Below are 13,696 nucleotides of genomic sequence, written 5' to 3'. Positions count from 1 at the left end.
GCGTATATGAGTGACAAAAAAGCTTTTAACGATACCGTGTCTATCATGACCGATTCTGATGTATCTAAAAAAATAGATGCCGTACTTCATCTAAATATATTTTTGCCAAATGATAGAGAGAATTCATATATGGAAATTGGAATTTTGGTTTCCAGAAAAGAATATAATAACTTTGATAGAAATTTTAACATAGATATTATATTTCCTTTTGAAATATCAAATTATAATTTTAAAGATATGAAAAATGAGCTATGCGATGGTAAAACATTGAATATGATTTTTAATGAAGAGACATATCTTAATAGAGGTAAGCTTGATTTTAGACTCAAAGAATATAAACTTGGTAATATAAGGCTTTGCAATACGACCCTAAACAATGATTCAAGTATTACTATGAGTGTTGCTGAAAAACAGAAAAATAGCTATTTTAGATTTAGAATTAATAATATAAGCAATAATATATCAGAGGAAAAGTTATCAGATGCAAGAGTAAATCCATTAGCAAAAACTGTGCAAATAATTGGCTTTTCTATAAACTCAACCAAGCGATATACAAAAGAAGTAAATAATGCATTAAAGTTTAATGAGATAAATGCTTTTGTTATTCTGGATTCAACAACAGAATTGATAGAAAAGAGCAGACCAATTAAAAGTTTTAGAGTTTTGGAAGACAAGTTGTGGAAACAATATATAAAATGCGATATTAATTCAACTATGATGGTGTATCAATTTAAGGATAAAGCAATTAATGAGGATTCAATAAACGGATGGAGATTATTTTTAAAGAGTATGCACCATAAAAAATCTATAATAGATGCTGTGTTATTTTTGACATTTTTAATTGTAGTCGCTCTTGTTTCCAACCTTTTTTCTAAAATGCTATTTGGATAAAAATGATACATTTTGATAATAATATAATCTTAGACTCATTATATAATGCATCTATCTGTATAAATCAGCAAAATGAATATTCGGTTTATCACTATATAAAAGATGCAAAGCTATACTATCCAAATTTTGATATTTGGTATTTTGCAAACGTAATACCGTCCCTCAAAAATGGCTCGAAAAAGATTCTTTTGTCAGAAACAGAGGGTAATTTAAGGGGATTAGCCATACTTAAATATAGTGAAAAAAAGCTGTGTCATTTATCTGTAATAAATAATTATAAAAATAAGGGCTATGGCATTAAATTATTTAAGCAGTGTTTTGAGGAACTCAAAACAGAAAAACCATTTTTGACGGTGTCAGAAGAAAAGCTTCCAGAATTTAAAAGAATTTTTAATTACTTTAATTTCAAGCTTACCAATATAGTTGAAGACTGTTATAGAAAAGGCAAGAAAGAATTTTTTTATAACCAGGAATAGAAACCGTGTTATATAGATTATATTGTATAGATATTATAGAATTATAATTTATTGTAAACATAAATTACATCCGTAAATATATAATGTTCTAGTCAATTCTTGCCTGGTTAATTCATCTAAGTTAAGCATAAACCTATATACTTTGGCTTTAAATTTAAGGCGGCAAATGAGATCTCAGAGCGAATTTTTTGGCGTTTTCATCACGCTTCTTGGCGGCGTATTATGGGGCTTTAGCGGCGTTTGCGGGCAGTATCTGTTCACACAAAAGGGCGTCAGCGCCGACTGGCTCGTGCCCTACCGCCTGAGCCTTGCCGGGCTTGCGATGGTGGCGTATTATTTAGCGCGTTCGCCGCGCGCAGCCCTCGCGCCGCTAAAAGATCGCGCGCTTTTGCCGCAGCTACTCATCTACGCGTTTTTTGGGCTTATGATGACGCAGTACGCGTATTTTTACAGCATCGAGCTCTCAAACGCCGCCGTCGCGACCGTGATCCAGTACTCCGCGCCCGCGCTCATCCTCGCTGTCGTTTGCTTTTTACAGCGGCGCGCGCCTAAAAAGGTCGAGCTCATCGCGCTTATTCTGGCGGTGCTGGGCGTCATGCTGCTCGCCACCCACGGCGATCCGGGCTCGCTCGTTATCAGTGCGGAGGCGCTGGTTTGGTGCCTGATTAGCGCGCTTGGCGTCGTGATCTACAGCCTCATCCCCACGAAGCTAAATCAAAAATACCCCATTGCGCTAAATTTAGGCTGGGGCATGGCGATCGGCGGCGGCGCGCTTGCGCTTTACACGCGGGTTTGGCGGCTAAATGGCGTGAGCGACGCGCAGGGCTTTGCGGCGCTTGCTGCGGTCGTGTTCCTAGGCACGATATGCGCGTTTAGCTTTTACATGATGGGGCTAAAGATAATAGGCGCTAGCAGGGCGAGCATGATAGCGTGCATCGAGCCCGTGAGCGCGGCGGCGTTTGCTTATTTTTGGCTGGGGACGGAGCTCGTGTTTCTTGATTTTACGGGCTTCGTGCTGATTATCTCTTGTATATTTTTGCTGGCCAGAGACGATAAAAAGCAAAAGCGTAAAATTTAGTGCGAATTTTACGGCGAACAAAGATAGGGCCGGCACAAAATTAGGTAAAATTTACCTAGCGACAGATGCATTTTAGAGATAAATTTGGAGATTTGAGATGATTTATTTAGCGCAGACCGATACGACGGCGGGATTTTTGAGCAAGGATTTTTGCGAGATAAACGCGCTAAAACGCCGAGCGGCAAACAAGCCTTGCCTCATAACGACGGCTAAATTTAGCGAGCTAAAAAATCTCGCTCGCGTGCCCGCTAAATTTAAAAATTTAGTGCGCCGCGCGAGAAAAACGACGTTTTTGTATCCGAACGCCAAGGCCGTGCGCGTCGTGAAAGAGTGCGCTCACGAGGAGTTTTTGAGGCAATTTGACTGGCTCTATTCTAGCAGCGCAAATTTAAACGGACAAAGCTTCGACGAAGAGTGGGCGAAAGCGGCGGCGGACGAGGTTGTGGATCAAAATTTCAGCCAAAACGCAAGCTCGAAAATCTATAAAATTTCAAAAACGCGCCTAAAACGGCTGAGGTAGTTTAGGCTAAGGCCGCATCTAGCCTTGCTTGCCGTTAATGATTTTATTTACCGCCAAGGCCGCCAAATTTAGCCCGAAACACGCCGTTACGCCCATAAAGCTGCCCATCTTCACGCACCTTGGCGGCTCGGTCGAAAACACGACGTCAAATTTACCTTTAAAGCCCGCTTTTTTAAGTTCGGTGCGTATTTTTTTAGCAAAGGGGTCGTTACAGGTCTGCCAGATCTGGGCGACTTTGATCTGCGTCGGATCTAGGCGCTTTGCGCCGCCCATCGAGCTAATTAACTTTTTGTGCGTTTTTAGCGCAAGCGCGACTTTAGCAGGTACGTCGTCGATAGCGTCGATCACCAGATCAAAGGGCGAAAAGTCGAAATTTGCGATAAACTCCGGCGTCATCAGCTCTTGCAGCGCCGTTACGCACTCGTATCTTTTGGCGAATTCGCCGACCTTAACGGCGCCGACTGCTTCGCTGTAAATTTGACGGTTTTGATTGGTTATATCAAAAATATCCTTGTCGATGACGGTGATTTTGCCCACGCCCGCGCGAGCCAGCGCGTCCGCGCAGATACCGCCCACGCCACCTACGCCGCAGATTAGCACGTTTGCGTTTTGAAGCTTTTTAAAATCATCGCCCAGCAGCCAGCGAGACCTCGTAAATCGGTCGGTTTGATCTAAAATTCCCTCGCTCAAATTTGATCCTTTAGCGCGGTTTTTAGGCTTTGTAAGCTCGCGTGCGCGGTCATATCGAGCATGATCGGAGTGATCGAGGCGAAACCTTCGCTAAGCGCGCTGATATCGGACTCGCCGTTTTGTTCGTAGTCTAAATTCGACGGTTGTCCGAGCCAGTAGTACTCGATGCCGCGCGGGTTACGGTGGAGCATCGCGTGCGTGGCGTAGCTGCGTCTGCCCGCGGGAACGATGCGGTAGCCTTTAAATTCGCGAGCGGAGACGGCGGGGATATTTACGTTTAAAAACTGGCGCGGAGGCAAGGAGATTTTGCCCTCTAGTACGCGCGGGACGATAAATTTGACGGCTTGTTGCGTGAGCGAAAAGCCCAGTTTTTCGATGCTGTCGTTTTTATAAAACTGCGAAAACGCGATGCTGGGCACGCCTTGTAAAACGCCCTCCATAGCCGCTCCGCACGTGCCCGAGTAGGTGATATCCTCGCCGACGTTGGCGCCGTGATTTATGCCGCTGATTACGAGGTCTGGTAGTCTTTTGTAAAGTGCGTGAAGCGCGAGATAGACGCAATCTGCGGGCGTAGCGTCGTCGAGTTTGTAAAAATCGTCGTCAAGCTTGATAAAGCGAAGGGGTCTAGTAAGCGTAAGAGAGTGCGCGCAGGCTGATTTTTCGGTACTCGGCGCTACGATCGTAACGCGCGTATCAGGTAGCTCCCTCAGTGCGCTAGCTAAAGCGTGCAAGCCGCTAGCCTCGAAGCCGTCGTCGTTTGTGATTAAAATTTCTTTCAAATTTATTCCTTTTTATCACGATTAACTCAAATTTGACGAGCGCATTGCTTTCAAATTTTTGAAAAAGATTTTATCATAGCTTTTGTTATTAATCGGTAAAAATAGCCGTTTTTAAATTTTGCCGCATTTTTACATTTTATGAAAAATTTTGACTGCAGATATTACAAAATATTTATTAAGTGTAAAGGAAATTTTTGTAACCAGTTGTGATTTTATTCAAAATCTTGATCTAAATCAAGTAAATTTAAAGATAAATAATGATAATATTAAGTAAATGGATCTGATTATGATTTATTTAAATTTACAAAGGAGGTTAGAAAGCCGATTATGGAAAACGCAAAGAAAAAAGCGTCTAAATGGGTCATAGCTTTGCTGGCGGTTATCGGACTTACGGGCGGATTTGGGATTTTTACGTTCTTTTTCGCTAATGGTCCTCAGCATCTTACTCGCGATCCCGAAGCCTGTATAAACTGCCACGTCATGAACCAAGTCTATGAAGGCTGGTCTAAGGGCGGACATCAACACGTTACGACGTGTATAGATTGTCACATGCCTAAAGAATTCGTAAGCAAATGGCTGGCGAAAGCTAAATACGGCTTCTTGCACGGTTATGCGTTTACTTTCTTGGATAATCCCATATCGTTTACCGCAAGCGATGAGCAAAAGGAGATCATACAAAACAATTGTATAGAGTGTCATAAGGATTATGCTAGAAATTCAGTCGATCCAAGAGCTATAGGCGATAGCTTGCCGGGTAAACACGGGCAGTATGCTAATGCCAACGAGCCGTTAAAATGCGTATCTTGTCACAGACAAGCCGGACACGCACATAACTTTTAAAACAATCCTAGGAGGAGAATAAATGAAAAATAACAAACTGTTATACGCGGTTACTTTTTTAGTGGCCGTTGCACTCGGTGCAGGCGTACTTGCTCTTTATAACGACATAGCTCATAAAAAAGAGGAGTCAAAAACTTACCCGCTAATGCTAAACAAAGTTAGCGACGCGGAGCCGTCTTTTGAAAAATGGGGTAAAAATTTCCCGTCTCATCTCGACGACTTCAAAAAAATGGAGCATAAAAGCGACGAAAATCCAAACGGAACCGAGCTAATAGAGACTCCTTTCGGCGGTTCTTTCCCTTATAGTAAAATTATCCGCTGGCCTGCGGCTACGGTATTTTGGAACGGGTATGTATTCGGCGTGGATTACAGTAAGCCTAGAACTCACTTCTACAATCAAATAGACCAAATCGAGACGAAAAGAAACGACAAGGAATATATGAATGCTCACGGCTTGCCTGCGTTTAAGGGTCAAAAAGGTACCTGTGTAAACTGTCACACCGGACACCTTATGGCTATGATGGTAGATACGGACTACAAACAACTAAGCGAAAATCCGACCGCCGCCGCGACTAAGCCTATGCCGTTTTTCGACGTAAAAGAAAACGGCGCGCAGATGAAGCAAGCTTGGACGAAGATGAACTCTATGCCTTATAAAGAGGTTATGGATATGGTAGCCAAGAAACACGGAAAAGACTCTCACGGCGGTTCGCATATGGGTATGTCTTGCGCCGACTGCCACCACCCTGAGGACATGAGCTTAAGAATAACTAGACCTGCTATGGTAAACGCCATGGTTGAGCGAGGCTACGAGGCCGACGCTAAACAAGGCATAAAGGCAACTAGACAAGAGATGAGAACTATGGTGTGCATGCAGTGCCACGTAGAATACTACTTTAATGCGGATTCGACTCCTGTTTTTCCTTGGAGCAAATGGAAAAAAGGCGAGCCGTTTAAAATCGAAAATTTTGACCAATACTACGACGAGCAGCTAGCTAAAGAGGATGGATTTAAATCCGACTATATTCATAAAGATACGGGCGCTAAAATTGTCAAAATGCAGCATCCTGAGTCTGAGCTATTCTCGACTAGCGTTCACGCTAGAAGCGGCGTAACGTGCGCGGACTGCCACCTGCCGTATAAGAGAAGCGGATCGGAGAAGATCACGGATCACTTTATGGTAACTCCGTTTAACAACTTAACCGCATCTTGCAAAACTTGCCACCCTCAAAGCGAGCAAGAGTTGAAAGATAGAATTAATTTTATCCAAAATCGCCACGCTTACGAGCTAAGAAACTGCGAAAATGCGTTACTTTCTTTCATCCAAGACGTCAAAGTCGCAAGAGCCGAGCTAGCTAAACACGAGAAATTTGCTTCGATCGCCGATGAAAAAGAGAGAAAAGAGGCTATCAGCAAAGCTCTTGGAAAAACGCTTCTTTTCCATAGAAAAGCTCATATTCGCTGGGACTTCAGCTTTAGCGAAAACAGCTACGGATTCCACGGAGACGAAGAGGCGGCTAGAATCCTCGGACAATGTAAAGAGGTTGCTCGCCAAGGACAAATCGAGCTAGTAAACGAGCTTGCTCCTTACGGCATCAGCATCAAGCTAACTCAAGTGGCTACTCCTGTTGCAGCAGGTGCTCCTATCGGACACAAATGGCCTACCGGCGCTGTTCCGACAGAGAAGATGAAGCAAACAGATGAGAACGTCAAGAATCTAAATTTTAAATAAAACCCCTAAACCCAAGGCCTGCAGGCTTTGGGTTTTTAAATTTCACGCTTTAATCTTATAAATTTCAAAACACCCGATTTGCTTACAAATTTAAAATTTATTGTTTATTTAGCCTTTTTAAGCGATAATCTTCGTCAAATTTAAAGGATAAACTATGCTTAAAAAAATTATTTTTACCGCATTTGTCGCGGGTTTGGTTTTCGGTGCGCAGGAGCTTGCGATAAAGGCGAAAGCCTCGTCAAATTCGGATGCGAATTTTGAGCAAGCAGCCGACGAATCACAGCTACGAGTGGAAGAGTGCATACAAAAAGATAGCTCGACCGTGGGTATGATCGAGTGTATAAATGCCGAATTTGCCGTCCAAGATAAACTCTTAAACGAAAACTATAAAAAAGCTATGAGCGTGCTAAACGACGAAAACAAAAAAAAGCTAAAAGACATCCAGCGCAAATGGGTGGCCTATAAAGAGGCCAAATGCCCTTTTGTGCCGCCTACGGGCACGCTTTACCGCGTAGAGGCGGCTGATTGCTATTTGCAGATGACCAAGGAGCGCGCAAAAGAACTTGCTAGCGTGGCTGCGGACTTCGAGGGCAATCAGTGAAGCTACTCGTCTCTTGTTTAGAGGCCTCTGCGAATTTGCACTTAGAGCAGGTTTTAGAATACCTGCCAAAGTGCGAACTAAAGGGCATTTTCGATGAGAAATTCGGCGAACCTTTTATGCGAAGCTCGGAGTTTTCTGCGATGGGCTTCGTGGAGGTTTTGCCGCTTTATTTTAAGGCAAAACGCGCGATAAAAGAGATGACGCGCCTAGCGGGGCAGTGCGACGCCGTGCTACTCATCGACAGCCCCGCTTTTAACCTGCCGCTAGCTAAAGCGATCAAAGAGGCAGGCATCAAAACGCCCGTGACCTACTATATCTTGCCGCAGGTGTGGGCGTGGAAGGCCGGACGCGTGGCGAAAGTCGAGGCGTACTGCGATCATTTGGCTTCGATTTTGCCGTTTGACGGGATGTACTATAACCGCTCGCGCTACGTCGGACATCCGCTGCTTGACGAGCTTCGAGTACGAAAAAACGAGCTTTTGCAAAGCGGCAAGATCGCTTTTATGCCCGGATCCCGCCGCGCCGAAATTTCACGGTTGATGCCGATTTTTCGCGAGGTAGCGAGCCGGATAGGGGGCAAAGAAAAACTACTCGTCGTACCGCCTTTTTTAGCAAACGATATGCAAATTTACGGCGACGTTAGCGACTTTAACGTAGTTACGGACGCGCCGCGCGCGCTTTTACAAAGCGAGTTTGCCTTCATCTGCTCGGGTACCGCGACGCTGCAGGCCGCGCTCGTGGGCACGCCGTTCGTGCTAGCTTATAAGGCTAAAGCCATCGACATAATGATCGCGCGTATGTTTGTGAAACTACGCCACATCGGGCTTGCAAATATAATGTTTGATTTTATGGGCGAAGCGGCGCTACACGAGGAGCTGCTGCAAGAGAAAGTAACGCCGAGCAATCTAATAAAAGCCTACGAGAGCTGCGATAAAGAGAAGTTTATCAAAGGCTGCGAAAAGCTACGAAAATACCTAAAACACGGCTCTGCAGCCAGCGTAGCGCAAATTTTAATAACGAACAAAGGATGAAAAATGACCGAACCGATGACGCTTTTCGGATATGAAAAAATCACGAACGAACTAAAAAATCTAAAGACCGTCGAGCGCCCGAATATCGTCGAGGAAATCGACATCGCGCGCAGTCATGGCGACCTAAAAGAAAACGCCGAATACCACGCTGCACGCGAAAAACAGGCGTTTATCGAGAGCCGTATAGCGGAGCTTAGCGACATAGTAAGTCGCGCCAAGGTAATCGACCCTTCCGAATACGAGCACGATAAGGTGAAATTCGGCTCCACGGTCGTCATTATGGACGTAGAAACCGAGCTGGAAAAGACCTATACGCTAGTGGGCACGCCTGAAAGCAACCTGGAGCGCGGTCTCATCTCGATAAACTCGCCTTTAGCCAAACAACTAATCGGCAAGAGCGAGGGCGACGAGGTCGCGTTAAATTTGCCAAACGGCAGAAGTGACGTCGAGATCGTATCCGTTAGCTACAAACCGATCAAATTTGAGTGCTGATGAGCTTGGTTTCGTCTGCTTTCGGAGGAGTTAAATTTACGCATCCGGCAGGTAAATTTAAAGGCGCGTTTTTTGAGCCGAATGCGGTTAAATTCGAGCTCAAAAATGCGGTAAATTTTACCAAATTTAAAATTTTATTTACTTTGACGTTTTGTCCGCGTTTGGTAAAATTTAATGAATTCAAAGCGGTAAAATTTGCGCTTGGACGAGCTGCTTTGCCGACTATGTTTGCAGCGTTTTTTAAATTTAACAAAATTTTGTCCGTTACGCTCAAGCCCGAGCCGAAAAAAACGGCTACAAATTTTATGTATGCGGCGCAGGTTTTATTGCATCAAAATTTAGCGCAAACGGTAAAATTCGAGTCGTCGAATTTGACGGTAAATTTTAAAATTTTAGACCAAGCGCTCGCTAAATTTTACAAATTCGCTTTAGTCGAATCAAGCTTGCAAAATTTGCTAAATTTTAAAATCTGCGGCCGAAAATTTAGAGCCGCAAAAAGTAAAATTTGATGTCTGAGCAAATCGTCATAAAAAACGGCGCGATATTTATCGCCGACTCGCACGAAAACGAAAATCGCGAAAATTTTTGGTATTTTTTGCGCGCGCTAAAAAACAGCGAGATAAAAACGCCGCAGCTGTTTTTGATGGGCGATATGTTTGATTTTTTGGCGGGCGAGTGCGAGTTTTTCGTCAAATTTTACGAACGATACGTCCGCGCGATCGACGAGCTGGGCGAGAAAATGGAAATTTATTATTTCGAGGGAAATCACGATTTTAACTTAGCATCGCTGTTTAAAAACATCAAAATTTACCCCATCGGCGTTCAGCCTGCGAGGTTTGTCTCCGAGTGCGGACAGAGCGTGTTTATAGCGCACGGAGATATATTTTTGCCCTTCGTTTCAAAATACGCCCTGAGATTTTTGCGCGTCAAATTTTTTTTAAAAACGATGAATTTTTTCGATAAATTTTTAAATTTCAGACTCTCGAAACGAATTTTAAATAAACTTAAACGAAAAATTTTAGATTATAAAATCCCGAATTTTAAAAATTTAGCCGAGGCGAAAATGCGCCGATATAACGCTTTTTATAAAGCCGACATCGTCGTCGAGGGACACTATCACCAAGGCGAACAATACATACTGGGTAAACAAAAATATATAAATGTTCCTTCTTTTGCATGCGAGCAAAGCTATTTTGTAGTAAAATACGACCAAAATATTAAGTTTGCTCGAAAGAGCGTAAAGGTTTAGGATGTTTAACAGCGGCACACTAAAAACCGGTTCAAACGAGATGGAACTTGTTGATTTTCGTATCTTTAAGCAGGCGGGAGACAAGGTGTATGAGGGCATATACGGAGTCAACGTCGCAAAGGTGCGCGAGATCATCAAGATGCCTAATTTAACCGAGCTTCCCGGAGTACCCGAGTATATCGAGGGGATTTTTGACCTGCGCGGGGTCGTGATACCCGTGATAAATTTAGCCAAATGGATGCAGATAAACGAGCCTAAAAACGCGGCAATCAAGCCTCGCGTCATCATCGCCGAATTTAGCGAAATTTTAATAGGCTTTATCGTCCACGAGGCAAAACGTATCAGGCGCATAAGTTGGGCGGATATCGAGGCGGCGACCTTTGCTTCGAGCGCGGGGACGCTAGATAAAGGCAAGATCACGGGCGTAACGCGCATCGAAAACGACGAGGTTTTGCTCATACTCGATCTTGAAAGCGTCGTGGAGGAACTCGGCATTTATAGTCCGAAAATCGAAGTGGAAATCGATCAAAATAGGCTTTTGAGCGGCTTTGCGCTAGTACTTGACGATAGCTCGACGGCTAGAAAGCTCGTCAAAGACACGCTTGAAAAAATGGGACTAAAGGTGGTTGAAGCAAAAGACGGCGTAGAGGGGCTTGCCAGGATGCAAGATCTTTACGATATGTACGGCGACAAGCTCGATCAACATCTAAGAATAGTCTTAAGCGATATCGAGATGCCGCAGATGGACGGATATCGTTTTGCCGCAACGCTCAAAGACGACCCGAAATACTCGGGAATTCCTATTATATTTAACTCCTCTCTTAGCAACGACTATAGCGAAGCTCAGAGTAAAGAGGCCGGAGCCGCCGCGTATCTGACCAAATTTGATGCGACGTTATTTTACAATGAAGTGCTTCGCGTGATCGAAGCGCACAAGAAATAAGGGGGAAATCATGGATGATATGAAAGAGATAATGGAAGACTTCCTAGTTGAAGCTTTCGAACTGGTAGAACAAATAGACCATGACCTTATCGAGCTCGAGTCAAATCCGGAGGATTTGGATCTTTTAAATAGAATTTTCCGCGTCGCGCATACCGTTAAGGGCTCGTCGAGTTTTTTAAATTTCGATATCCTCACTAAGCTCACTCATCATATGGAGGACGTGCTAAATAAGGCTCGCCGCGGCGAACTAAAGATAACTCCGGATATAATGGACGTAGTGCTAGAGTCTGTAGATATGATGAAGGGATTGCTCCACGGCATCAGGGATAACGGCAACGATACCGACGTAGGCATCGAGATAGAAGATATCTGCAAAAGACTAACCGCGATATCCGAAGGCGAAGCTCCGAGTGCGGCCGCTAGCGAGCCTGCTCCCGCAGCGCCGGGGCCCGTAGCGGAGGCGCCAAAGGAGCCCGAGCCCGAACCGATCAGTGATGAAAATTTGTCAAATTTAAGTGATGAAGAAGTCGAGGCCGAGATAGAAAGGCTGTTAAAAGTAAGAAAGGCCGAGGATCAGGCAAGGCGCGCTCAAAAAACAGCCGGAGGCGAAGCGCCAAAACCTGCCGCTCCGGCTGCGCCGCAAACTCCTGCACCGTCAAATTCCGTCCCTGCGCCAAAACCCGCTCCCGCAAAGCCGGCCGATAAAAAAGAGGAGAAAAAAGTTCCCGCTACGGGAGGTGGAGCGAGCACGGACGAGCAGACCATACGCGTCGAGGTTAAGCGCTTAGATCACCTGATGAATTTGATCGGCGAGCTGGTGCTTGGCAAAAACAGGTTGCTTAAAATTTACGACGACGTCGAGGAGAGATATGAGGGCGAGAAATTCCTTGAAGAGCTAAATCAAGTGGTATCCAGCCTAAGCCTAGTGACCACCGATATCCAGCTGGCCGTTATGAAAACGAGGATGCTGCCGATAGCTAAAGTATTTAATAAATTTCCTCGTATGATCCGCGATCTAAGCCGCGAGTTAAATAAACAAATCGACCTTGAGATCACGGGCGAGGAGACGGAGCTTGATAAATCCATTGTCGAGCAAATCGGTGATCCGCTCGTGCATATGATAAGAAATTCATGCGATCACGGCATCGAAGACGGCGCGACCAGAGTGGCTGCCGGCAAACCGGAAAAAGGCACTATCCAGCTAAAAGCCTATAACGAAGGCAACCATATCGTAGTCGAGATCACCGACGACGGTAAGGGGTTAGATGCCGATATGCTAAAATCCAGATCTATAGAAAAAGGCATCATAACCGAGCGCGAAGCTGACGCGATGAGCGATAAGGAGGCGTTTGGACTTATATTTAAGCCTGGATTTTCGACCGCTGCTAAAGTAACTAACGTAAGCGGCCGCGGCGTGGGAATGGACGTCGTAAAAACCAATATCGAAAAACTAAACGGCATAATCGATATCGAAAGCGAATTGGGCAAGGGCACTACGATGAAGCTAAAAATCCCGCTCACGCTAGCTATTATCCAATCGCTTTTAGTCGGCGCGCAGGAAGAATTTTTCGCTATTCCTCTAGCTAGCGTGCTTGAAACCGTGCGCGTGCCGATCGACGATATCTACACGATCGACGGCAAAAACGTGCTAAGGCTGCGCGACGAGGTGCTTTCCCTCGTTAAGCTCTCCGACATTTTCGGCGTCAAGCAAGTCTTTGACGGCGGAGATCAGACCTACGTAGTAGTTATCGGCGTAGCCGAGGCAAAGCTAGGCATCATCGTAGATAGTCTCGTGGGACAAGAAGAGATCGTCATAAAATCGATGGGCGATTATCTGCAAAATATCCCTGGCATCGCAGGCGCTACGATAAGAGGCGACGGCCGGGTAACGCTCATCATCGATGTCGGTATAATGATGGAGATGGCAAAAGATATAAAAGTGGATATAAAAGCCAGTATGGAAGCCTCAAAGAGCGTCAAAGAAAAGCCGAGCGATTATAAAGTGCTAATCGTAGACGACTCGAAGATGGATAGAACCATAATGCAAAAATCGCTGGCGCCTCTTGGAGTAACCGTGATAGAGGCTACTAACGGCGTCGAGGCGCTAACTATCGTAAAATCGGGCGAACACGCGCTTGATGCGATGTTAATCGATATCGAGATGCCGAGAATGGACGGCTACACGCTAGCGGGCGAAATTCGCAAGTATTCAAAATATAGAAATTTGCCGCTCATCGCGGTAACCTCAAGGACGTCAAAGACCGATAGGCTAAGGGGCGTGGAAGTGGGAATGACCGAATACATCACTAAGCCGTATTCGTCCGAGTATCTTGAAAACGTAGTTAGAAAAAATATCAAACTAATAGGATAGAAC

The 13,696-nt window shown here is 44.8% G+C and carries 15 protein-coding genes; 12 read left to right on the top strand and 3 right to left on the bottom strand.

Features of this window, described 5'->3' with window-relative positions:
• Positions 1-6: 6 nt before the first annotated feature.
• From CRECT_RS10740 to CRECT_RS10725, 4 genes are all read left to right on the top strand, one after another.
• On the top strand, positions 7-891 hold the full coding sequence (locus CRECT_RS10740; protein ID WP_002943611.1) for a hypothetical protein: 885 nt from the start codon (positions 7-9) through the stop codon (positions 889-891).
• Between the two features lie 2 nt (positions 892-893).
• Entirely contained in the window at positions 894-1,367 is a 474-nt protein-coding gene (locus CRECT_RS10735; protein ID WP_002944010.1) for a GNAT family N-acetyltransferase, read from the top strand.
• 166 nt (positions 1,368-1,533) lie between these two features.
• Positions 1,534-2,445, top strand: coding sequence for a DMT family transporter (locus CRECT_RS10730; protein ID WP_002943741.1), 912 nt, complete (start codon positions 1,534-1,536; stop codon positions 2,443-2,445).
• Positions 2,446-2,542: 97 nt separating this feature from the next.
• Positions 2,543-2,965, top strand: a complete 423-nt coding sequence (locus CRECT_RS10725; RefSeq protein ID WP_002943785.1) for a Sua5/YciO/YrdC/YwlC family protein — start codon at positions 2,543-2,545, stop codon at positions 2,963-2,965.
• An 18-nt stretch (positions 2,966-2,983) separates the two neighbouring features.
• On the opposite strand, the gene CRECT_RS10720 is transcribed toward CRECT_RS10725, so the two are convergent.
• Both CRECT_RS10720 and surE read right to left on the bottom strand, forming a co-directional pair.
• Positions 2,984-3,655, bottom strand: a complete 672-nt coding sequence (locus tag CRECT_RS10720; RefSeq protein ID WP_002943988.1) for a tRNA threonylcarbamoyladenosine dehydratase — start codon at positions 3,653-3,655, stop codon at positions 2,984-2,986.
• Positions 3,652-4,434, bottom strand: a complete 783-nt coding sequence (surE, locus tag CRECT_RS10715) for a 5'/3'-nucleotidase SurE (RefSeq protein ID WP_002943739.1) — start codon at positions 4,432-4,434, stop codon at positions 3,652-3,654. Before surE ends, CRECT_RS10720 begins: the two co-directional genes overlap by 4 nt.
• 327 nt (positions 4,435-4,761) lie before the next feature.
• Here surE and nrfH point away from each other — a divergent pair, with 327 nt between their 5' ends.
• From nrfH to greA, 5 genes are all read left to right on the top strand, one after another.
• Positions 4,762-5,274, top strand: a complete 513-nt coding sequence (nrfH, locus tag CRECT_RS10710) for a cytochrome c nitrite reductase small subunit (protein ID WP_002943894.1) — start codon at positions 4,762-4,764, stop codon at positions 5,272-5,274.
• Positions 5,275-5,296: 22 nt separating this feature from the next.
• The gene (locus CRECT_RS10705) at positions 5,297-7,006 is read left to right on the top strand and encodes an ammonia-forming cytochrome c nitrite reductase subunit c552 (RefSeq protein ID WP_002943699.1); all 1,710 of its coding nucleotides are present in this window, start codon (positions 5,297-5,299) and stop codon (positions 7,004-7,006) included.
• Positions 7,007-7,160: 154 nt separating this feature from the next.
• The gene (locus CRECT_RS10700) at positions 7,161-7,607 is read left to right on the top strand and encodes a lysozyme inhibitor LprI family protein (protein ID WP_124851696.1); all 447 of its coding nucleotides are present in this window, start codon (positions 7,161-7,163) and stop codon (positions 7,605-7,607) included.
• Positions 7,604-8,638 carry a lipid-A-disaccharide synthase gene (gene lpxB / locus CRECT_RS10695; RefSeq protein WP_002943760.1) on the top strand — a complete coding sequence of 345 codons (1,035 nt, stop codon included), beginning with the start codon at positions 7,604-7,606 and terminating at the stop codon, positions 8,636-8,638. Before CRECT_RS10700 ends, lpxB begins: the two co-directional genes overlap by 4 nt.
• A 3-nt stretch (positions 8,639-8,641) precedes the next feature.
• Positions 8,642-9,130, top strand: a complete 489-nt coding sequence (gene greA / locus CRECT_RS10690) for a transcription elongation factor GreA (protein ID WP_002943687.1) — start codon at positions 8,642-8,644, stop codon at positions 9,128-9,130.
• On the opposite strand, the gene CRECT_RS10685 is transcribed toward greA, so the two are convergent.
• Entirely contained in the window at positions 9,114-9,404 is a 291-nt protein-coding gene (locus CRECT_RS10685) for a hypothetical protein (protein ID WP_157752355.1), read from the bottom strand. The genes greA and CRECT_RS10685 overlap by 17 nt on opposite strands.
• Before the next feature lie 234 nt (positions 9,405-9,638).
• Between CRECT_RS10685 and CRECT_RS10680 the strand changes: the two genes are divergently transcribed.
• The 3 genes from CRECT_RS10680 to CRECT_RS10670 are packed head-to-tail and all read left to right on the top strand — an operon-like array spanning position 9,639 to position 13,693.
• Positions 9,639-10,379, top strand: a complete 741-nt coding sequence (locus tag CRECT_RS10680; protein WP_002943691.1) for a UDP-2,3-diacylglucosamine diphosphatase — start codon at positions 9,639-9,641, stop codon at positions 10,377-10,379.
• Between the two features lies 1 nt (position 10,380).
• Entirely contained in the window at positions 10,381-11,322 is a 942-nt protein-coding gene (locus tag CRECT_RS10675; protein WP_002943927.1) for a chemotaxis protein, read from the top strand.
• A 10-nt stretch (positions 11,323-11,332) separates the two neighbouring features.
• Entirely contained in the window at positions 11,333-13,693 is a 2,361-nt protein-coding gene (locus tag CRECT_RS10670) for a hybrid sensor histidine kinase/response regulator (protein ID WP_002943755.1), read from the top strand.
• Positions 13,694-13,696 lie beyond the last annotated feature (3 nt).

The sequence above is a fragment of the Campylobacter rectus genome, from assembly GCF_004803795.1.
Classification (GTDB): domain Bacteria; phylum Campylobacterota; class Campylobacteria; order Campylobacterales; family Campylobacteraceae; genus Campylobacter_A; species Campylobacter_A rectus.
This window is presented reverse-complemented; position numbering and strand designations above follow the sequence as displayed.